The following is a 20,710-nucleotide window of genomic DNA, read 5'->3' as shown; positions in this document are numbered from 1 at the left end:
ATGTTGACAGCATTCTGTCAAAATGCCGATTCACGATATCGGGCAGGCCCAGTCCAACCGGCGCCTGTTCTGGCGGGCGGACTAGGCGGCCAGCAGCGCGCGCATGGCGGGGCCGATGACGTCCGCGATCGCGCAGCGCCGGGAGGCGGCGAGGACGGCTTCGTCGGGGCGCCCGTGCGCGGCGAGGGCGGCCGCAGTGGCGTCCGACGCCGCGGCGGCCGGCGGGGGCGCGGCGAGGGCCGCCTCGAAGGCCGACGCGACCGCGCGGCGCACGGCGTCGCCGCCCGTCTGGAGCGCCCAGGCGACGAAGCGCCACGCGAGCTCGGCGTGCCGGGCCTCGTCCTCGGCGATCGCCGTGAGTGCGCTCCGGACCGCGGCGTCGGTGGCGTGCGCGAGCTGCTCGCTGGCCTGCACGGCGGCGAGCGTCTCGCCGATGCAGCCTTCGCGGACGGCGCGCGCCGCGAGCTCGGCGAGATCCGAGGTGACCTCGACGCTGCCGCCGAACGCGAAGGGCGCCGGCTCGAGCGCCGCGCCGGCATAGGCGCTCGCCAGCCCGAAGCAGAGCGCGGCGTGGCGCACCTCGTCGCGCGCGGCCTCGTGCGCGGCGTCGAGCATCTCGGCGGGGGCCCCGACCGCCATCATCTCCAGCGCGAACCGCGAGAACGAGGCGACCGAGGCGTGCTCGAGCAAGGCGTCGCGGAGCCACGCCTCGGCCAGCGCGGCGCGGGTCGCCGGCGTGAGCGCAGCGACGTCGGGACGCGCCGCGGCGGCCCCCCATGCGCCCGCCGCGCGCCGCTGCGCCGGCGCGGTGCGGGCGCGCTCGCCCACGAGGAACGGGCGGCCCGACCCGCCGCAGCTCGCGGTGAACTCGTAGCAGCACTGGCCGCCTCGCGGGACACCGCCGCCGAGGCTGTCGTACCAGCACCCGGCGGGCGGCCTGGGGACGTCCGGGTCCATGGGGTCCAACGCAGGACATGCGCCCGTGTACGCGCCGCCGGAGCCCCCTGCGCCGCCGAAGCCCCCTGCGCCGCCGAAGCCCCCTGCGCCGCCGAAGCCCCCTGCGCCGCCCTGCCCTCCCTCGCCCAGGAGCTCTGGCGCGACACACACCGTTCCTTCCTCCGTCCACGAGACGCCGCCCGCCTGGATCGACGTGACGACCTCGGGGTTGTGGCCGCCTTGCGCTCCCTCACCGCTCATCCCTCCAGGCGCTCCCGAGCCATCGTCGCTGCGCCCGCCGCCGCCCTCGCCGGAAGGGCGATCGTGGATGACGTTGGCGCTGCAGGCGGCGCCTCCAGCAGCCACGCTGAGCGTTGCCGTGGCGAGGATCGCGCGCGTCAGATGATGAGCGAACGCGCTTCGGAAGTGAGCCGGAGAGGGGGGCGTGTTGGTCATGGAACCGCGTCGTAGCAGCAGATGTACCAGCGGCAGATCCGCAGAAATTCAGCATCTCCGCGATGAGAGGTTCGGCACAGCCTGGCACAGAGTCTGTATTCCTGGCACGCTGGCGCAGCGCCGCCGCGCCGCGGAGCGAATCAGACGATGACGCGACCCGGCACGCTCTCGAAGGAGAACACCCGCCAGGCATTCGGCTGGCCCGGACGCGTGGACTCTGTCGCAGCGCCGTTCGTGAACTCCGCGACGACGCCGCCCCAGAACGCGAGAGCACCCCGGTTCCCCTCGGAAACGCGCACCGTCCACGCGCCGGGAAGACCGCTCCACAGCAGGAAGGCTGCCCGACGACCCACACCGGAACGGCGGTATCGACGGAGGACGAAGAACTCGGCGATATCGAGGACGTCCGGGTCCTCGGCCGCAGGTGAACCGCGCGTCGCCAGGACGAAGCCTGCGACGCGCCCGCCGCATCGGATGATGAAGGCAAACCGGCGATCGCGCTCGGACCAGTAGAGAGGAAGCCTGGGGTAGCCGAAGCGCCCGTCCGCCCCCAGCTCGATACCGGGGAACACGTCGCTGAGATCGTGAATGTACAGCTCGAGAAGGTTGGACAGCAACAAGGCGTCGGACGAGGTCGCCGCGTCGAGAGAAGCTGTCTGGAGTTCGCTCATATGCCGCAGGCTGCGCTCCTCGGCTCAGCCGAGGAAGCCCCGCGCCCGGGCGATCGCCTCGATCGCCGGCCTCCGCCGCTCCAGCTCCTCGACGTCCTTGACGGGGAGGAACCGGGCCGCGAGGCCCTCGCGCGGCACGCGCAGGAACCTGGCCGGGAGGCCGAAGGTGATCTCGTTCAGGATGCGCTCGAACTGGATCGCCTTGCGGTCGCCCACCTTCTTCTCGACCTCCACGTAGACCCAGTCCATCGCGAGCGCGCTGAGCGCCTCGGCGCTGGCCAGGAAGGTGTTGGTGTTGAAGACGGGCACGACCTTCGGGTCGAAGCTGGTCGGCAGCCGGAAGTCCTCCGCGATCACCGGGCGGCCGTTCCATCGCATCGGGCCGCCGCCCTTGTCGCCGCCCTTGTCGACCACCTCGACCGTGAGGGGCCCGCCGTGGCCGAGGTGCCAGCCGAGGATGACCGGATCCACCGTCGCGCCGAGGTTGTCGAGGTTGGCGATCCACACCGTCTTGCCGCCGCGGGCGATGAAGCGGCCGAGGAGGCCGCTCTCCCGGAGCGCGTCCGGGAGGTCGCCGTGGCCGGTGGCGTAGACGCTCGGCTCGCCGTCCTCGTCGACGAACAGCGCACCTTCCTGGGTCAGCCGCAGCGAGACGTGCTGCTCGAACGTGGCGCAGAGATCGCCCTGCTCGTCGAGGCGCTGGCCGAGCGCCTCGCGGATCGGCGCGTTGGTCGCCTCGCTGGTCATCAGCCACAGCGGCACCGGGACGCCCGTCGTGCGCCGGAGGTGGTCGCTCTCGGCGAGGCGCAGGTCGAGGAACGTCCGGCCCGGCAGCACCTCCACGAGCGCCTTGACCACGCCGCCCATGCGCGTGGCCATCCCGCCGGCGAGGACGCAGAGGGCGACCTCGCCGCGGCGGAGCGCGTCGAGGCCCGCCTCACGGCAGCGGGCATGCTCGGGCGTGCCCTCGGCGGGCACGTCGACGACATCGCCGGGCGCGGGCGGCTCGACCGTGCCCTGGAGGCGGTTGCGGGCGTCGCGGTCCTTGCCGATGGACGCAGCCCACCGGGCGACGCGGTCGGGGTCGAACCCGCGCGCCCGGAGGCGGCCGAGGAGAGGAGCAGGGAGCGCGGCGATCTGCTGAGCGAGAGAAGACACGGTATCTTCAAAGAGCACGATGCGATGCGCGAGGCAACAGCATTGTGCCGCGGGTCGCGGGTCGCGCGAGCCTCCCCGACGCGCTGCTCCCCGGCGCGCACGATGCGGTTCCGGGCATGGCTGGACGGGTCGTAGGCTGATCCCTGATGGGGATTCGGAGAGCAGAGATCCGGCGTCACGGAGGAGCGAGCTCCACCGTTGGCCGGCTGGCGCCGCCGCCGCTCCCGTGGCTGACGGCGTCGAGCCCGCCGGATGGCCTTGACGGCCGCGCGACGCGCGCGAGAACCTGGCGGCCAGGGCGCCGCGGCGCGACGCGAGGGACGACGGCATGATGAACATCGCTTACGCCGTGATGGACGGTTACCAACAGCTCATGGACGCGCAGCGGGAGGTGGTGGACGAGAGCCAGGTGCTCCGGCGAGAGTTCGCGCGGCTCGACGCGGAGTTGACGGCGGTGAGGTGGAGAGATCGCGAGGTGGACTGGGCGCGCTTCGACGCGGTGCTCCCGAAGGCCTGCTGGGACTACGTCGAGCGGTCGACCGAGTTCCTTGCATGGCTGGATCGGCTTCGCGACCTCGGAGCCCGCGTGGTGAACCCGGTGGAGCTCATCCGGTGGAACAGCGACAAGCGCTATCTCCTCGAGCTGCGTCGAGGCGGCGCGAGCGTCGCGCCGCTCGTGTACGTCGAGCGGGGCGCCCCTCGCGATCTCCGGGCCGAGCTCTCGTCGCTCGGACGGGGGGAGATCGTGCTCAAGCCGGCGATCTCCGCGGGCGCCTACAGGACGCTCCGCGCGAGCTCGCTGGACGCCGAGGGGGTGCTCGATCATGCCGAGACGATCCTGCGCGACTCGGGGCTCCTGATACAGCCGTTCTTCCCGGAGATCCCGCGCGACGGAGAATGGTCGCTCCTCTTCTTCGGCGGCGTATTCAGCCATGCGCTCGTGAAGGTGCCTGTCCGCGGCGATTTCCGCACGCAAGCGATGTTCGGCGCGACGGTGACAGCGCGGGATCCGCCGCCGGCGCTCCTCGAGCAGGCCGCCGCGGCCCTCGACCTGCTGCCCGGGAAGGCAGCCTATGCTCGGGTGGATGGATTCGTTCGCGAAGGACGGCTGCAGATCATCGAGGTGGAGCTGATCGAGCCGTATCTGTATCTGGAGCACGGCGGCCCCCTCGCGGCGCGCCGGTTCTGCGAGGCGATCCTCGCGATGCTGCGCTGAGACGGAGACAAGCGCCTGTGTGCGCTACGGCGGCGGGACGAGCGCCTTCCTCCCCTCCCTCGCCCCGTCGACCCCGCGCACCCGCCGTGGGAGAACGGAACTACGACACCGATCGCTTCGAAGTCACGGTCGCCCGCGAGGCGGCCCTGGGAGCAGGCGTGCGCAGATGAGTTGGTGCGCGTTTACTAAGGAAAGGACTCCTCGCCATGGTCGTCTCTGGTTACTGAGCTCACGTATCGACCATCGCTATCTCTCTGTCCTTGCTGCGTCAGCATGCGGGTCGGATCCAGTCGATCTTCGACCGCCTTATCTGGCATTCTCACCCATGTCGCACCAGGGCTCGGCGCCATGTCCCTTCCCGAGCGCCGCTTTTGGGGTGCGATCGAAGGGGAATTGCAATGCTTCGGCGTTGACCTTCGCGTTGATGTGCCTCCGGCGTCTCCGGGCGCCATCCTCTTTCGGCGGATTGGCGCAGCCGCCTTTGTCGTGCTGGTCAAGGTCCTGTACAGATCGGGGTGAACATGTCGGATATGATCCTCAAGCCCCTTGCGCACCTTCGAGCACCGTGGGCATTTTTGCCCAGACAGGGTAGAGGCGTCCGACATCAGCACATTTCGTGCTGATGATTTCGTCTGGATTCCAGCGGACTTCGGCTCGGCCTTCGAAGCGACCTTTGGCTCGGCTTTCGCCGCGGCCGTCGGCTCGGCTTTCGCCGCGTCCACCAGCCTTGCACGCACGGCATCTTGCAGCAGTCGCGCGCCGTCGCGACCGAGACGTCGAATGAACTCGGCCGGCTCGATAGCGGCCCATTTAACATGAGTTCCTACGCGCTGAGACCGATAAAACTCCTGGAAGTTGCGCCGAAAGATATACAATCGCTCTCCACTTCCTATTTCTATCGGCAGACATGGTGCAGCTCCAAGCTCCGTCCCTTCAAAGGCCTTATGCTTGTGCCAGACACCTTGCGGCAGGTCATCGATCAGCTTCTGAAGCGAGCGGCGAAGAGCCGCTCCGGCGGCCGCGATTTCGTTCTGTAGGCGGTCAACTTCAGCAGCCTCTCTGGCTGCTTCCGCCAAGGCTGTGCTCCAGGTTCCTTCCGTCATCATGCGCCCCCGGTCCCCTGAAGGTGCGATCCACGCGCTTCGGTCTCGCCCGATCTCTCGAATCCGGCCCCCAGAGGATCCTACCAGCGCCCGGCCGCGCTCGTCCACTCCGGCGGCGCATCGAATCCTTCCAGCGCCACGCGTCCGCCAACCTCCCACCCGGCCCGCGATCCCCGTGAAGTGTCACGACCCGATCGCCGCCCCGAACCAGCGCGCTCACCCGAGGATCCGCAGAAGGATGTTCAGCGAGACGAGCACCGCAAACATCGCGCCGCACACCAGCGCAGCCTCCCTGGAGGACACGCGCACCGAGACGCGGCTGTCCTCGGCCCGCGCGGCGCCGTACAGCGCGGCGGACGCGCCGAGCGCCATGTAGAGAACGTCCTTGTACGCCCACGACAGGAAGAAGATCCCTATCAACGCGCCGCACAGGCTCACGAAGATCGCCGGCGCGAACCGCCTCGCCGCGGGGCCCACCTCGACGTCGCCGAGCCAGATCACGAGCGGCACCTTGAGCGACGCGTAGAGGACGAGCGCAAAAAGGCACATCCCGAGCAGGCCCGTCTCGGCCGCAGCGAGCATGTACGAGTTGTGGGCCGTCAGGCCGAACGACGACTCGTCGCCGAACTGCCCTGCGCCGACGCCGATCCCCTTCGTGCGCCGGATCATCTCGAAGGCCTCGCGGAGCAGCGCCACGCGCTCCTCCGAGCTCTCGGTCGCCTCGTCGCCGCTCCGGCCGCCGAGCAGGAGCATGGGCGGCCCCACGAAGCAGGCGGCGACGACGCCCAGGGTCCCGCTCCGCCGGATGAAGGTGAGTCCGAGGACCGCGAGGTACACGATGAGCCCCGAGCGCGAGCGCGACATGACGACCGTCGCGCCGATCGCCACGATGACGGCCGTCACGGGCAGCGCTCGCAGCGCCGAGGCCACGCGCGAGAGCAGCCGATCCGTGAGCAGGAGAGGCAGCGTCGGCGCGGCGCGCGCCCGGCGGGGAGATGCCGGCGCGCGCGGGTCGGCGCCGGCGCCGGTCGGCCGCGCGCTGTCCGGCGGACGCGGGCGGCCGTTGCCCGGCTTGCGGGGCGCGCGCGGGCCGGCGCGCCGCTCCGCGAGCGCGATCGCGAGCGGGATCGACATGCCCGCCATCAACGACAGCTCGTTCGGATCGGCGAGCGAGCCGCGGTAGCGGACGCGACCGTCGATGGTCGACGTACCGAGCGGCCCGGGGCGCTCGCACCGGTAGTTGCCGTCGGGGACGGGCGCATCCTTGCGGCAGTCGAGGTTGGTCTCGCACGGGCGTCCATCCGGCTCGAGCTCGCCCCTGCCCGCCCAGTCATCCGGCGCGGCGAGCATGCAGCCGTAGGGCTGACACGCCTGCGTGATCGCGACGACGGTGGTGAGGACGGCGCAGCCGACGAGCGTGATCGCAAGCGCGCGCAGCCCGCGCGGCGACGCGGCGGCGAAGGCGACGGCGAGGAAGACGCCCACGACGGTCGCGAGCTGCAGGCCGCGCTCCTCGAGCGCGGTCGGGCGCTTGAGCGCGGTGGTCAGCGCCGCCCAGGCGAGGAACGCGATCGCATAGACGATCTGGGGGGCGAGCGTCGGCCTGAGCCGCCGCCACACGACGTCGAGGGCGACGCAGAGAAGGGTGAGCCCGAACGCCGCATGCACGAGCGGAATCCCCGAGAGCTCGGGGATGAACTCCTGCGGCTTGATGATGACGAGCGCGCACAGCGCGCACACGACCCACGCTGCCATGGTGTGGCGCGCCGCGCGCCGCGCGGCCGACCGCGCCGCGCCCTCGTGACGGCCGCGGAGCGGCGCCCGGCGCAGGCGCGATGAGGCGCGGCGCGCATTCCCCCCCTTCAGCGCGACGGATCTAGCACCGTGGGTCCGACCGGCACGCGGGAAGCGCGCCGGTGCGCGCGCGAGGAGCAGGCGCGAGGCGCGGCGGCGGGCTCGGGGATTGCTGTGCGCCGTCACGTCGACCACGCTGTCGCGACAATCACGTCAATCACGTCGAGGAGGCTGGAAACCGCATGTGCTCCCGCTGTGTCCGGATTGCCCTGCTCTGCTCCGCGCTCGGGGTCCTCGTGGCGCTCTCGGGCTGCGGCGCGAGCGCGCCGCGGGTCGACTTCGAAGCGGAGCGCCGCGCCACGAGCGCCTATGCCGTCGGTCCGGGCGACGTCCTGGAGGTGCGCGCCTGGAAGAATGAGGCGCTGAGCCACCGCGTCACCGTACGGCCCGACGGGTTCATCACGATTCCGCTCGTCGGCGACATCATGGCGTCGGGGCGCACCGTCATGGGGATCGCCGAGGAGATCGCGAATCAGGCGGCCAGGTTCTACCATGAGAAGCCGGTCGTGAGCGTGGAGGTGGCGGAGCTCCACAGCTACCGGGTCTACGTGATGGGCGAGGTGTCGCGTCCGGGCGAGTTCACGCCGAGGGCGCAGATCACCGTGCTTCAGGCGCTCGCCCTGGCGGGCGGGTTCACGCGCTTCGCCGATCCCGACGAGGTGGTGATCGTCCGGCGCGACGCGAACGGCGAGCGCCGGATTCCGTTCGTGTTCGAGGAGGTCGTCGGCCGGGGCGACCTCCGCGGAGACCTGCCGCTGCAGACGAACGACACGGTGGTGGTGCCGTAGATCATCGCGCGGCGTCCTGGCATCCTGGGAGGATGCGCCCCGACGCTACGCTGCCGCTCCTCGCCGCGCTGACCCTCGCGTTGCCGGCGCTCGCGGTCGCGTGCGCCCCCTCCGGCCCGGGCAACGCGGCGCCTGCCGGCAAGGCCGCAGCGCCGCCTCCTCCTGGCTCGCCGGCAGCCGTGGCGGCCGGCGCGCCTCCTGGCCCGGGAGGCCCTGTACCTGCCAGCGCCGCCTCCACCGGGGCAGCGGCAGCATCAGCGCGCGGCGCGCAGGTCCGTGCCCCCTCCCCGGCCGCGCCCGAGCCGGCCCCCTCCATCTCGGCCGACGAAGCCGAGGCGATCCTGTTCCCGGAGGACGCCGCCGCGCACCAGGCCGGCATCGACGCCTGCCGGCGCGGCCACGCCTCGGCTGCCGGCCCACCCTCTCCGGAACACGAGCGCGTCCGCTGTCTGCTCGCGCTCCGCTACCACGGCGACGCGCAGGCCGCGGCGAGCGCGACCGCGCTCTTCGACGGGAACGGCAGCGTCGCCGGCCTGGAGCGGGAGCACCTGATGGACGGCGGCTACCGCGGCACGCTGCACCTCGTCCCGGAGCTGCCGGTGCGCGCGGAGCGCCGCCACCTCGAGTGGACGGCCGCGGCCATGGCCGACGTCGACGCTCTCGTCGCGGATCTCGCGGCCGCGGCCAGCTCACCCGTACGTTATCGCCACCGCGCCCTCGCGCTGCGGTACTTCCGGTCCGTACGGGCGCGGACGCCCTCCGCCTACGCCGCGGGCTGGACGGTCGCCTACAACCTGGCCGGCTCGCTCCACCGCTCCGCGGACGCGGTGCGGGAGACGCTCTTCCACGAGATCTTCCACCTGAACGACAGCGCGCACGGCGCGTGGTCGCAGGCGGCGCTCTCGCCGATCTTCGACGGCATCGTCGCGCGCTGCGGGACGAGGATCTCGTGCCTCACGCCATACGCGCCGAACGAGACGCTCGTGAAGGGCGGGACGTACTACGCGTTCCAGCCGGGCAACGGCGTGGGCGAGTACGCCGCGGAGCTCGCGATCCGCTACTACCGCGAGCAGCGGGCGGCGCTCCGCGGCGAGCGGCTCGGCAAGACACCGTTCAAGTGCGGCCCGCCGGAGAACGCGCGGGCGTGGTCGCTCCTCGCGGCCGAGTTCTTCGGGGGCGCGGATCGCGTGGCGCCCTGCCACGAGGGCGCTCCTTCCGCCCCTCGGCCTCGGGCGAGCGCAGCTCGCTGACACGCCCTCACGACCCGGTGCCCCGAGCCCGCAACCCCCTAGTCGATGCGCTCCCGGATCCACCCCGCGATCAGCTCCGCCGCCGCCTGCCGGTGCCCGTCGAGGAAGTGCGTCGCCCCCCGCAGCTCCACATAGCTCCTGTCCGGCGCCGCGCTCGCCTCGAAGATCTCCCGCGCTTGCCGCCGCCGGATCTCCGTATCCGCCGTCGCGTGCACGACCAGCGTCGGGATCTTCACCGCGCGCAGGCTGTCCGCGAGCCGCGCCCTCGATGACAGGCTCGACCACGTGGACAGCCACGCGCGCGCGGTCAGCGTCCGCGCCACGCCGCCGTATCCATGATTCGCCAGAAATGGATCCGGCGACGCGAAGATCGACCCCATCGCGCGATCATCCGGCTCGATGGTCAGATCCAGGTACGCCGGGTCTGCCACCGTCCGGTACACCGTCAGGTACCTGCCGTGCGCGCTCCGCCGCCGCAGCCGGTTCCAGTCGGGATGACGCGCATCCATTCCCTCCATCGCCCTCTCCGCCTCGGCCTGCGCCTCGAGCGCCGCCCGCGCGATCGCGTCGATGCGCGCGACCCGCGCCCGCTGCGCCGCTCGATAGCGCGCGAGCCACGCGCGATCGTACCTGCACGGCTCCGGCCACGGCCGCCAGCCGTTGTCCGGCGCGTACATGTCGAGCGCCGGATCGACCGACAGGGGATCTGCCTCCTCCACCACCGAGGGATCGATCGCCTGCTCCAGGAACACCCCCTGTCCCGGGTGCGCTGCCAGCGCGATGAACGCGTCGCCCAGCCTTCGCCCCTCGGCCGCCGCGCCCGCGTCCGCCAGCGCGAGCAGCGAGCCGCCCCCCGAGTTGCCGATCAGCACCACGGACTCCGCGCCCCGCGCCCGCGCCGCCTCCACCGCGGTCTCGACGTCGAGCGCCGCCTTCTCGTGCAGACAGTCGGTGTCGTTGTTCACGTAGCGCATCGCGAACCCCAGCGCCGCGATCCCGCGCGCCGCGAGCAGCGGGCAGAGGTAGTGGACCGAGAAATCCGCCCGCGGGTGCGCGAGCACCGCCGCCACCTTGAACCGGCCGCCCGGCGGCGTCCAGAGCAGGCCCCGCACGAGCGCGCCGTCGCTCCCCACGGCCACGACCGGCTCCCGCCCGAGCGAGACGGCCGGATCGTCCTCGGGCGAGGGCCAGTATCCGGCGGACGCCGGGCGGCGCCCGTGCCCCAGCATCGCGTCGATCGGCGGCGCGCTCATCGACGCACCTGGGGCCGATGGACGATCACGGGCCGCGGCAGCTCGAGCGGCGGCATGGGATCGAGCAGCGCGCGCTCCGCGTCCGCCACCTCCTCGGCCGAGAAGCCCCGGAGCGTCTGACAGAACTCGACCATGATGCCGTTGGGATCCATCGTGTAGATCGACCGGCAGAAGTCGTGATCCATCTCGGTCACCTCCATGCCGTGCGAGAGCCACCGCGCCAGCATCTGGCCATAAAACTCGGCCGTCGGCGCGTCGAAGGCCAGGTGGTTCATCCACACTGGCAGCCCCAGCCCCGTCGAGAGGTCCGTCCTGAAGCGCCCCTCCAGCGTCGCTTCGTGCGGATCCCAGAACGCGAGGAGCGGCCCATCCGACGCGCTCGTCCGATAAAACGCGTGCCTCGCCCAGCCCCCATCGCGGCTGCCCTCGTACGGGACGGCCATGACCTTGACGAGACGGAACCCCATGACCTGGGTATAGAAGCGATGTGTGGCGGCCATGTCCCCGGTCGCCAGCGCGATGTGATGCACCCCCATCGTACCCCCCGTGTGTGCGCGAGGAGCATGTCAGCGCCGGCGCGCTCGTTCAAGGTGCACGCCGTCCGATGATCGTGGAACGTGGATCAGAGCCCACGAGTCACGGCCGCGATCGTCCGTAGCGCGACAAGCCCGCTTCGTTCCGAACGGCGAGAGGCCTTGCGGGGTTCGCGCCATGGCCGATCGCGCGGCTGTGGCTGACACGATTCCGGACGGCGCTGCCCCCACGCGGCCCGGGCCAGCGGGCGTCGTGACGCGCTCCCGCGCGCTGCCCCCCGGGCGCCTGCGCTATCCTCCGCGCACGCCATGTTCGAAGGCGACGTCGTCTTTGCATCGATCCCCGCGGCCCTCATCGCCTTCGCCTCGTCGCGCGGCGTGCCGCGCGACGATCTCCTCCGCGCCGCTGGAATCGCGCCCGAGGCGCTCGACGCGCCCGACGAGCTCGTACCGTACGGGTCGCTCCTCTCGCTGTGGGAGCTCCTGCTCCAGCGCTTCCCTGGCGAGCCGCTCGGGCTCCAGTACTCGCGCTGGATCCCGGTGTCGGTCGTGGGCATCGTCGGGCACGTCCTCCGCCACAGCGAGACCCTGCGGCAGGGGGTCGCCGTCTATGGCCGCTTCTGCCGCCTCATGGACCCGTACCTCCGCATCACGCTCGAGGAGCACGGCGACGTCGTCCACCTCGCGCTCGAGCACGAGCCGCGCGTCGTCGCCCTGGCCGAGCCGATCGAGCTGATGATCGCGACGCTCGCGCGCTTCATCGCGCTCTACCTCGACGGCGCTGCGCGGCCGATCGAGGCCATGTTCCGCCACCCTCGCCGGCACCCGCCGTCGCTCTACGAGGAGGCGCTCGGCGCCCCGGCGCGCTTCGAGGCGGGCGCCACGGGCCTCGTCTATGACGCACGCGTGCTGGACGCGCCGGTCGTCGGCGCGGATCCCCTGGTCCGCGACTACCTCGTCCGCCAGGCCGAGCACCTCCTCGCCACGCGCGCGGCGCCGGCCAGCGCTGCGCCCCTGGGCAGCGCCGCGCCGCTCGACGCCCGCGTGCGCGCCCGCATCGACGAGCGGCTGGACCGCGGCGACGTGGACCAGGACGGGATCGCGCGCTCGCTGGGCATGAGCACGCGCTCGCTCCAGCGCGGCCTCAAGGATCTCGGCACCTCGTTCACGGCGCAGCTCGACGAGGTGCGGCGGAGCAAGGCGCTCGACCTCGTCCGCCGCCGCGATCTCGCGCTCCAGGAGATCGCCTTCCTGCTCGGCTACGGCGAGCCGCGCCACTTCTACCGCAGCTTCCGCCGCTGGACGGGCACCACCCCGGGCGAGTACCGGCGCACCTGCGCCCGCTAGCGCCGCGTCGCCCGGCGATGAGGCGCGGGCGGGAACGGCGGCGCGGCGCGCCAGGCCGGCGCTCACCCGACGTCGACCGCGAGCGATCGCACCCGGTCCCGGAGCCAGGTGAGCGCGGGGTGCCTGGCTGTCCTGTGGTGCCACACCATCGCAATGGCAAAGCCCGGTACGGGGACGGGCGGCTCCAGGAGCTGGAGCCGGTCGGCGCGGTCGCGCGCCACGCGTTCGGGGACGAGCGCTGCCATGTCCGAGCGCGCCACGATCTCCGGCACCATGAGGAACGAGGGCACGGACAGGAGCACCCGCCGCTCACGTCCGAGCGCGGCGAGCGCGGCGTCGGTCGCGCCCGTGAAGCCGCCGCCGCGCGGGCTCACCACCACATGGTCGAGCGCGCAGAGCTGGTCGAGGCTGACGGTCCGCGAGACCCGCGGGTGGTCGCGCCGGACGATGACGACGTAGCGCTCGTCGAGCACCTTCCTGCGCTGCAGGTGCTCGGGCGCTGTCTCGGGCGTGATGAAGGCGAGGTCCACCTCGCCCCGCTCCGCCTGGTCCGCGAGCTGGACGGCGTCGATGGCTCGCCAGGCGAGCCGCACGCCCGGCGCCTCGCGCCGGAGCTGAAAGGCGAGCGGCATCAGCAGCGCGTACTGCACGTAGTCGGACGCGGCGACCGCGACCGTCAGCTCGGCGGTCGCGGGGTCGAAGGCGGCACCGGCGGCGAGCACGGCGCGCACGCCCTCCAGCGCCTCGTGCAGCGGCGCTTGCAGCTCCAGCGCGCGCCTCGTGGGCGTCATGCCGCGCTGCGCGGGGAGCAGCAGCGGGTCGCCGATGACGTCGCGCAGCCGCTGGAGCTGGGCGGACAGCGCCGGCTGGCTGAGGTTCAAGCGCCTGGCGGCCCTGGTCACGTTGCGCTCGGCGAGCAGCACGTCGAGCGCGACGAGCAGGTTCAGGTCGAGGCGGCTGCTATCCACCGAGGTGATAGCAGCACAGAAGAACAACGTTTTCAACGATGCCGGGGAGCGCCGTAGCTTTCGACGCATCGACCCGGCCGCCCCGGGCGGCCCGGTGATCCACCGCGCGAGAAGAACACGCCCGGGAAAGGACAAGGCATGAACATCCTCATCGTCTATGCGCATCCCGAACCGCGCTCATTGAACGGTGCGCTCCGCGACCGGATGGTCGCGACGCTCACCGCTGCCGGGCACGAGGTGCTCGTCTCCGATCTCTATGCGCAACGGTGGAAGGCGGCGCTCGATGGCGCCGACTTCCCGGCCGAGCCCGGAGACGCACCCCTGCGCCTCATCGACGCTTCGCACCGCGCGTTCGCCAATGGCACGCAGACATCCGACGTGGCCGAGGAGCAGCGGCGCCTCCTCTGGGCCGACGCCGTCATCCTCCAGTTCCCGCTCTGGTGGTTCTCGATGCCGGCGATCCTGAAGGGCTGGGTCGAGCGCGTCTTCGCGCACGGCTTCGCCTACGGCGTCGGCGAGCACTCGGACCGGCGCTGGGGCGACCGCTACGGCGAGGGCGTGTTCGCCGGCAAGCGCGCCATGCTCGTGGTCACCGCGGGCGGCTGGGCCGATCACTACGCGGAGCGCGGCATCAACGGGCCGATGGATGACCTGCTGTTCCCGATCCAGCACGGCATCCTCTTCTACCCCGGCTTCTCTGTGCTGGATCCGTTCGTCGTCTACCGAGCCGAGCGGATGAACGAGGAGCGCTTCCGGGCCATCACGGCCGACCTCGACCGGCGCCTACATGGGCTGTTCGCCGAGCGGCCGATCGCCTACCGGCCGCAGAACCACGGTGACTACGAGATCCCGTCGATGAAGCTGAAGGAAGGGCTCGGCGGGGCGGGACAGCAGGGTTTCAGGCTGCACCGGGCCTGAGTCGCGCCGGCTCACTCGCGGATCCGCACATCCGTGTTGTAGCCGCGCGGCGCGAGGGGCGACAGCTTCTCCAGCCAGATCTGCTCGAGAAGGGTGAGCTCATCCGACACGGAGAACCCCGGCTCGTCCTTCTGCCGCACGACCTCGAGCACCTCGAACGCGAAGGCGTCAGCGCCGTGCTGCTTCCAGTCCCGCTGGAGCTCCTGGTTCATGTGCATGCCGTTCGACAGCATGAAACGGTGCTTGTTGAGCGGCCCATGGAGGTTCGTGCTGCTGCCGAGCAGGACCTTGCCGTTCACCGTGTTCTTGACCTGGAAGACCCCCGCCTGCTTCGGGGTCTCGAGATACTGCCGCTTCAGCTCCTTGCGCGTCTCCACCTTGCTCACGCCCGCCTCCCTCGCTCCTGCCTCTGGCGTCCTGGTCTCCGCCTCGGGTGTCCTCGTCTCCGCCTCGATCAGCCTGTAGAGCTGGCCGTCTCGCGTCATGTACCCCTCGTCCAGCAGCATGCGCCGGATCGTGCAGTGATCGGGGTACAGGGCATGGATGATCTCGTTCACCTCCTGCTCCCGGTAGCTCCGGCCCGCCTGGAACCTGCCCACGAACTGCTCGAGCACGATGCGCCGCTTGCGCCATTGCTTCGGCATCTGGACCAGCACGCCCCCGCGGAAGAAGGCGCGCAGCACCTGAGTCCGGGATCGCTCCGCGCGCCGCTGCGCAGGCCCGTCGCCCGCGGATGGCAGCGCGACGAGCTCCTTCAGCGTGAGGCGGAGCAGGTCGTCGCGGAGCGCATAGACCTGGTAGTACTGGGTCTTGCGCTTCGTCACCAGCCCGGCCTCGTCGAGCTTCCGGAGGTGGAAGGAGACCGTCGACGCCGAGCGCCCCAGCCGCTCGGCCAGCTCCTCGGCGCAGTGAGGCCGCCCGATCAGGGCGCTCACCACCTGGAGCCGCGACGCGTCGGCGAGCGCCTTGAGCACGCCGACGCGCGCCTCGACGCCCAGCGCGCGCGCTGGAGAATCCGATTCGATGGTCATCGAAACAAATCTGCGGCGCCGCGTGGCGCCCGTCAAGCTGTTTCGATGGACGTCGAATCAGATTTTCGTGACGTGGCGCGATGGGCTTCATCGCGAACCGTTCGCCTGACCTTTGGCCGCCTCGGTCGCAGAGGACGCGGGGACGCGGGGACGCGGGGACGCGTCGAGCCATGCCATGAGGTCTCATTACGTGGTTGAACAGGAGCTCATTTCACCATTCGCATCTCATCGACGCATGCCCGAAATGCCTGTTCTCAGCTTGCCCCTCCGTGTGGCGCGCAGTAGCGTTCCGCTCATGCCGACACTCGAGCACAACGGCCTTGTCGACATGTTCCGCGAGAATCCATCTCTCGCGCCCCATCTCCTCAAACTTCTCTTTCACCTCGATCTGCCGCCCTACACCACGGTCGCCGTGGTCGAGGCCTCGCTCGATCAGCTGATCCCGGTCGAGTTCCGCGCCGATCTGGTGCTCGATCTCCGGGACGATCGCGGCGCGGTCGTGCTGTCCATCGTCCTCGAGCTCCAGCGCGACATCGATCGGCGCAAGTCCTACTCGTGGCCCGTCTACGTCGCGGTCGTGCGGGCACAGAAGGAGTGTCAGGCCGTGGTCGTCGTCGTCGCGCCCGACGCCGAGGTGGCGGCCTGGGCTGCGCAGAAGATCGACCTGGGACTGGGGCTCGGGACGCTCCAGCCGCTGGTGATCGGTCCGGCGATCGTGCCCGAGGTGACGGATCAGGCCGAGGCGGAAAAGGAGACGGAGCTCGCCATCCTCTCGGCGGTGGCGCATGGCAACGGACCGAACGGGCTCGCCGTGGTGCAGGCCGCGCTCGGTGCGCTCGGACGGTTCGACCGCGAGCACGCGGCCGTTTACTTCCAGATCGTCTACAATGCGTTGCGTGACCCGATGCGGAGGGCCCTGGAGGCGCTGATCATGGAACGGCAGACCGAAGGCAAGGCAACTTTCCCCGCGTTCGCCGAGCGGCTCATCGAGCGCGGCAGGCTCGAAGGCATCCGCGAGGGCAAGCTCGAAGGCATCCGCGAGGGCAAGCTCGAAGGCATCCGCGAGGGCAAGCTCGAAGGCGTCCGCGAGGGGGAGCTCAAGGGCAAGCGCGACGCCCTGCTGCGGCTGATCGCACGCGCGGGGATCGCGCTGACCGCCGACGACCGCGCGCGCATCCAGGCGTGCACAGACCCCGCGACCCTCGATCGGTGGGTCGACAACGTCCTCGGGGCCAAGAGCGCCTCCGACGTGCTCTCCTGAAACGCTGACTCCGCCCCTGGGCGGCCCCGTCCCCCCGCAAGCCGGGCCTGGCGCGATCCGTCGCAACGTTGGCGCCCGGCGCCGCTGCGGCGGCGCCGCGGCGTGCCCATCGTTACATCGCTCCCGGTGAGGCGCCGCGCGCCGCCGGGGGCGAGCCCCTCCCGAGGTACGCCATGAGCCATCTACCCCGAGGCCCGCAGGGCCGACTTCGCACGACCTACCAGTTCCTCGCGCATCCGCTCGAGTTCCTGTTCCGGTGCGCGGACACCTACGGCGATGTCTTCAACATCCCGATGTACAACGGCGACGTCGTGATCGCCGGCAGCGCCGCGTCGGTGCAGGACGTGATGACGGCGCCGCCGGAGACGTTCGTCCCCTACGCCGTCAAATCGATCGCCTCCCTCCTCGGGGAGCACTCGCTCCTCATGCTCTCGGGCGAGCGACACCGGCGCGAGCGGAAGCTGCTGACGCCGCCGTTCCACGGCGATCGCATGCGCGCCTACGCGGCGATCATGGCGGACACCGCCGCCCGCCGCTTCGCCGAGGCGGCGCGCGCGCCCCGCGCCGTCGCCCAGGAGATCACGCAGGCGATCTCGCTCGACGTCATCATCCGCGCCGTCTTCGGCGTCGAGGAGCCGCAGCGCACGCGCGCGTTCGCCCGCGCGGTCGTCGCCATGGGCGACGCGGTGACCCCGGCGCTCGCCTTCCTGCCGCTCCTGCAGCGCGAGCTCGGCGGCTTCGGCCCCTACGCGCGCTTCCGCCGGCGCGTCGAGACCCTGGAGGCCCTCTTCCGCGACCAGATCGAGCGCGCGCGCGCGACGCCGGGCGACGACATCCTGAGCCTCCTGGTCTCGGCCCGCTACGACGACGGCTCGGCCATGAGCGACCAGGCCATCTTCGACCAGCTCCGGACCCTGCTGTTCGCCGGTCACGAGACCACCGCGCTCGCCCTCGCCTGGGCCCTGGATCATGTGCACCGCCACCCCGGCGTCCTCGCGCGGCTGCGCGACGAGATCGACGCCCTCGGCCCGGAGCCCGACCCGGAGCGCCTCGCCGCGCTGCCCTACCTGGACGCGGTGTGCAAGGAGGCGCTGCGCCTGTACCCGATCGCGACCGAGGTCCCGCGCCTCGTGGCGCAGCCGTTCCGCCTCGGCGAGCACGAGCTCCAGCCGGGGACGGGCGTCGCGCCCTGCATCCTGCTCGTGCACCACCGCCCGGAGCTCTACCCCGAGCCCTCCCGGTTCAGCCCCGAGCGCTTCCTGGAGCGCAAGTTCTCTCCGTTCGAGTACCTGCCGTTCGGCGGCGGCAACCGCCGCTGCATCGGCGCGGCCTTCGCGATGTTCGAGATGAAGATCGTGCTCGGCGTGGCGCTCTCGGCGTGGCAGTTCCAGCTGCTCGACGACCGGCCGCCGCGCCCCGCGCGACGCAACGTCACGCTGGGCCCCGCGGGCGGCGTCCCGGTCGCCCTGCGCGCCCGCGACCGCAGCGCCCTTCGCGCCGCGTAGCGCTGGCCGCGCCTCCAGCGCAGGAGCGCACCGTCGAGGAGGACACCCGGTCTGCGCCGGCGCCGCGGTGTCCGCTGCGACACTCGCGCACGGAGGAGACGGAGGAAATCACGACATAAAACTCCGCGCGTCCTCCGCTGCGGAGATCCGCTGGGGGCAGTTCCGGAATAGAAGGGCTCCCCCGCTCCCCGCGCCGCGCCATGCCGAGATCCCTTGTCGATCGATTGACCTCCTCCCCCCTGCGTGCATGCCAATCGCCGTCGGTCGCGCCGTTCGACGCGAGCACCGCTGTTCGGCGACAGCACCCCCGCTGTCCGGCGCGGAGCCCGCGGCCGCTCGCCAGGCTCGGATGGTTGGCGGCGCTGCTCTCGGCGGCGTCGTCCTGCGAATCGGCCGCGACCTCACCGTCGCCGCCCCCTTCCCGGACGACGCAAGCCCGGCTGGAGCTGCACGCCGGCGACGCCGAGGTCTGGGCCTGGAGCGCGCGCATCCAGGGCGCCCTCGCCGGGCCGGGCACGCTGGAGGGCTGCGTCGTCCAGGTGGGCGGCGAGTCGATCCCCGCGGCGATCGAGCCCCCGCGGCGGTTCTCCGCGGACGTCCCGCTGCTCGAGGGCGAGAACGAGATCGTCGCGCGCTGCCGGGAGACGGGCTCGGGCCACCTGGCCTCCCCGCCCGTCACCTACCACGTCAGGCTGCGCGACGCGCCGAGGGCCCGCGCCCGCGCTACGTGGGCCGACGGCAAGCTCCTCCTCGACGCGGCGAGCAGCGAGCCCAGCGAGCGCTCGCGCGCCGAGGTCGTCGCCTTCGAGTGGCTCCGGCTGCGTGGTGCCGCGACGCCGGAGCGGCTCGGGCTGGGCCCTCGCCTCGAGCTGCCGGCCGCGGCCGCCGCCGATCCGGCGCTCTACGAGCTCCGCGTCCAGGACGAGCGCGGCCGCCGCGACGCCGCGCGCGTCGCGCCGCCGCCCGACGCACGCCCGGGAGCGAACGCGCGGGCGTGGATCGACGACGCCATCCTCTACGGCGTCGTGCCGCCCTTCTTCGGCGATCCGCCGCTCGAGAGCGTCCGCGCCGCCCTGCCCGCGCTCCAGCAGCTCGGCGTCACCGCGATCTGGCTGTCTCCGCTCTTCGGCGCGCCCCCGGGCGACTTCGGGTATGCCGTCACGGACTACTTCGCCGTGCGGCCCGACTACGGAACGGAGCGCGATGTCCGCGAGCTCGTGGACGAGGCGCACCGGCGCGACATCCGGGTGCTGCTCGACCTCGTGCCCAACCACACCTCCGCCGAGCACCCGTATTTCCGGCAAGCCGAGCAGCGCCAGGGCCGCTCCCACACGTTCGCGTTCTACGATCGCGACGACGGCGGCGAGCCCACCCATTACTTCGACTGGGAGCACCTGCCGAACCTCAATTACGACAACGCCGAGGTCGAGCGCTGGATGCTCGAGGTGTCGCTGCACTGGGTACGGCGGTTCGGCATCGACGGCTACCGCGTCGACGCCGCGTGGGGCATCAAGGACCGCCGCAGCGCGCTCTGGTCCACCTGGGCCGCGGAGCTCCGGCGCGTGAACCCGGAGCTGTCGCTGATCGCCGAGGCCTCCGCGCGCGACCCCTATTACCTGCAGAACGGGTTCGACGCGGCCTACGACTGGACCGAGGAGCTCGGACACTGGGCCTGGAAGGACGTGTTCAGCGCGCCGCGCGGCGTCGCGGCGCGGCTCGGCGCGGCGCTCTCCGCGACAGCGGCGGGCGCCTCGCGCCCCGAGCGCACGCTGCGGTTCATCAACAACAACGACACCGGCGCGCGCTTCATCACGCGCCATGGCCCAGGGATGACGCGCGTCGCGGCCGCGGCGCTGCTGACGCTCCCGGGGATCCCGTGCGTCTATTCCTTCGACGAGCTCGGCGCCGAGTACGAGCCCTACGGCGGCCTGGAGCCGGTCTCACGGCCGGCGCCGGGCGCTCTGGCCCGGCATTACGAGCGGCTGATCCGGCTCAGGCGCTCCACCGCGGCCCTCCGGGCGCCCGGGCTGCTCACCGTGCACGCCGGGCCGGACGACGAGATCCTCGCCTACCTCCGGCACGGCGACGACGCGTCGCGCTTCGCGCTCGTCGTCCTGAACTTCAGCGACCGACCGGTGAGAAAGCAGATCGTCGTCCCGGAGCCGTTCGCCGGCCACGCGCGGGGCGGCCTGCGCGACAGCCTGAGCGGCGCCGCCGCGCGCCTCCACGGCCGCTCCCTCGCGCTCGATCTCGCGCCCTGGGACGTCCGGGTCCTCGTGCCCCGGTAGGAACGATCCGCGCGCCGCCGCAGGGGGTGTGCCTCAGCGCGCCATCTGTTATAACGGACACACGTCCAGCATCGAGCCTGGCCGGGAGCCGCCCTTCCAGAGGCTCAGATCCACCACTACCTGATTTTTTCACATTCCGAACGCGCAGCGCACGCGCGCGCGGCGGCCGTGGTC

The 20,710-nt window shown here is 71.8% G+C and carries 17 protein-coding genes; 8 read left to right on the top strand and 9 right to left on the bottom strand.

What is annotated here, in order from left to right; translation table 11 throughout:
• Positions 1 to 81 precede the first annotated feature (81 nt).
• The 3 genes from WME96_RS15440 to WME96_RS15430 form a co-directional block, all read right to left on the bottom strand.
• Positions 82 to 1,392 carry a ferritin-like domain-containing protein gene (locus WME96_RS15440; RefSeq protein WP_437290870.1) on the bottom strand — a complete coding sequence of 437 codons (1,311 nt, stop codon included), beginning with the start codon at positions 1,390 to 1,392 and terminating at the stop codon, positions 82 to 84.
• Positions 1,393 to 1,532: 140 nt separating this feature from the next.
• On the bottom strand, positions 1,533 to 2,063 hold the full coding sequence (locus tag WME96_RS15435) for a GNAT family N-acetyltransferase (protein WP_437290869.1): 531 nt from the start codon (positions 2,061 to 2,063) through the stop codon (positions 1,533 to 1,535).
• A gap of 24 nt (positions 2,064 to 2,087) precedes the next feature.
• Positions 2,088 to 3,221, bottom strand: coding sequence for a UTP--glucose-1-phosphate uridylyltransferase (locus tag WME96_RS15430; protein WP_437290868.1), 1,134 nt, complete (start codon positions 3,219 to 3,221; stop codon positions 2,088 to 2,090).
• Positions 3,222 to 3,549: 328 nt separating this feature from the next.
• Between WME96_RS15430 and WME96_RS15425 the strand changes: the two genes are divergently transcribed.
• Positions 3,550 to 4,437 (top strand): ATP-grasp domain-containing protein, encoded by an 888-nt coding sequence (locus WME96_RS15425; protein WP_437290867.1) that lies wholly within the window; start codon positions 3,550 to 3,552, stop codon positions 4,435 to 4,437.
• A gap of 185 nt (positions 4,438 to 4,622) precedes the next feature.
• Here the strand turns inward: WME96_RS15425 and WME96_RS15420 are convergent, their stop codons facing one another.
• Together WME96_RS15420 and WME96_RS15415 are read right to left on the bottom strand one after the other, a co-directional pair.
• The gene (locus WME96_RS15420; RefSeq protein WP_437290866.1) at positions 4,623 to 5,513 is read right to left on the bottom strand and encodes a hypothetical protein; all 891 of its coding nucleotides are present in this window, start codon (positions 5,511 to 5,513) and stop codon (positions 4,623 to 4,625) included.
• A gap of 243 nt (positions 5,514 to 5,756) precedes the next feature.
• Complete coding sequence (locus tag WME96_RS15415; protein ID WP_437290865.1) at positions 5,757 to 7,295, bottom strand: O-antigen ligase family protein; 1,539 nt, start codon at positions 7,293 to 7,295, stop codon at positions 5,757 to 5,759.
• A gap of 281 nt (positions 7,296 to 7,576) precedes the next feature.
• Here WME96_RS15415 and WME96_RS15410 point away from each other — a divergent pair, with 281 nt between their 5' ends.
• Positions 7,577 to 8,182, top strand: coding sequence for a polysaccharide biosynthesis/export family protein (locus WME96_RS15410; RefSeq protein ID WP_437290864.1), 606 nt, complete (start codon positions 7,577 to 7,579; stop codon positions 8,180 to 8,182).
• A 32-nt stretch (positions 8,183 to 8,214) separates the two neighbouring features.
• Positions 8,215 to 9,432, top strand: coding sequence for a hypothetical protein (locus tag WME96_RS15405; protein ID WP_437290863.1), 1,218 nt, complete (start codon positions 8,215 to 8,217; stop codon positions 9,430 to 9,432).
• 38 nt (positions 9,433 to 9,470) lie between these two features.
• Here the strand turns inward: WME96_RS15405 and WME96_RS15400 are convergent, their stop codons facing one another.
• On the bottom strand, positions 9,471 to 10,685 hold the full coding sequence (locus tag WME96_RS15400; protein ID WP_437290862.1) for an alpha/beta hydrolase: 1,215 nt from the start codon (positions 10,683 to 10,685) through the stop codon (positions 9,471 to 9,473).
• Positions 10,682 to 11,221: a VOC family protein gene (locus tag WME96_RS15395; protein WP_437290861.1), complete on the bottom strand. Its 540-nt coding sequence runs from the start codon at positions 11,219 to 11,221 to the stop codon at positions 10,682 to 10,684. The genes WME96_RS15400 and WME96_RS15395 overlap by 4 nt, the downstream gene beginning before the upstream one ends.
• Before the next feature lie 306 nt (positions 11,222 to 11,527).
• Here WME96_RS15395 and WME96_RS15390 point away from each other — a divergent pair, with 306 nt between their 5' ends.
• Complete coding sequence (locus WME96_RS15390) at positions 11,528 to 12,565, top strand: AraC family transcriptional regulator ligand-binding domain-containing protein (protein WP_437290860.1); 1,038 nt, start codon at positions 11,528 to 11,530, stop codon at positions 12,563 to 12,565.
• Between the two features lie 62 nt (positions 12,566 to 12,627).
• Here WME96_RS15390 and WME96_RS15385 read toward each other — a convergent pair whose 3' ends face one another.
• Positions 12,628 to 13,533: a LysR family transcriptional regulator gene (locus tag WME96_RS15385; RefSeq protein ID WP_437290859.1), complete on the bottom strand. Its 906-nt coding sequence runs from the start codon at positions 13,531 to 13,533 to the stop codon at positions 12,628 to 12,630.
• Positions 13,534 to 13,671: 138 nt separating this feature from the next.
• On the opposite strand from WME96_RS15385, the gene WME96_RS15380 reads away from it, so the two are divergent.
• On the top strand, positions 13,672 to 14,451 hold the full coding sequence (locus WME96_RS15380) for an NAD(P)H-dependent oxidoreductase (protein ID WP_437290858.1): 780 nt from the start codon (positions 13,672 to 13,674) through the stop codon (positions 14,449 to 14,451).
• A gap of 11 nt (positions 14,452 to 14,462) precedes the next feature.
• Here WME96_RS15380 and WME96_RS15375 read toward each other — a convergent pair whose 3' ends face one another.
• A complete protein-coding gene (locus tag WME96_RS15375; protein WP_437290857.1) occupies positions 14,463 to 15,482 on the bottom strand; it encodes a metalloregulator ArsR/SmtB family transcription factor in 1,020 nt (339 codons plus the stop codon).
• A 295-nt stretch (positions 15,483 to 15,777) separates the two neighbouring features.
• On the opposite strand from WME96_RS15375, the gene WME96_RS15370 reads away from it, so the two are divergent.
• The 3 genes from WME96_RS15370 (at position 15,778) to WME96_RS15360 (ending at position 20,536) form a co-directional block, all read left to right on the top strand.
• Positions 15,778 to 16,743 (top strand): hypothetical protein, encoded by a 966-nt coding sequence (locus tag WME96_RS15370; protein ID WP_437290856.1) that lies wholly within the window; start codon positions 15,778 to 15,780, stop codon positions 16,741 to 16,743.
• A gap of 173 nt (positions 16,744 to 16,916) precedes the next feature.
• Positions 16,917 to 18,248, top strand: coding sequence for a cytochrome P450 (locus WME96_RS15365; RefSeq protein WP_437290855.1), 1,332 nt, complete (start codon positions 16,917 to 16,919; stop codon positions 18,246 to 18,248).
• A 353-nt stretch (positions 18,249 to 18,601) separates the two neighbouring features.
• Positions 18,602 to 20,536, top strand: coding sequence for an alpha-amylase family glycosyl hydrolase (locus WME96_RS15360; protein WP_437290854.1), 1,935 nt, complete (start codon positions 18,602 to 18,604; stop codon positions 20,534 to 20,536).
• Positions 20,537 to 20,710: the final 174 nt, after the last annotated feature.

It is taken from the genome of Sorangium sp. So ce406 (genome assembly GCF_051474675.1).
Classification (GTDB): domain Bacteria; phylum Myxococcota_A; class Polyangia; order Polyangiales; family Polyangiaceae; genus Sorangium; species Sorangium cellulosum_G.
Note: the sequence above shows the minus strand (reverse complement) of the source record. Positions and strands in the feature narration are given on the sequence as shown.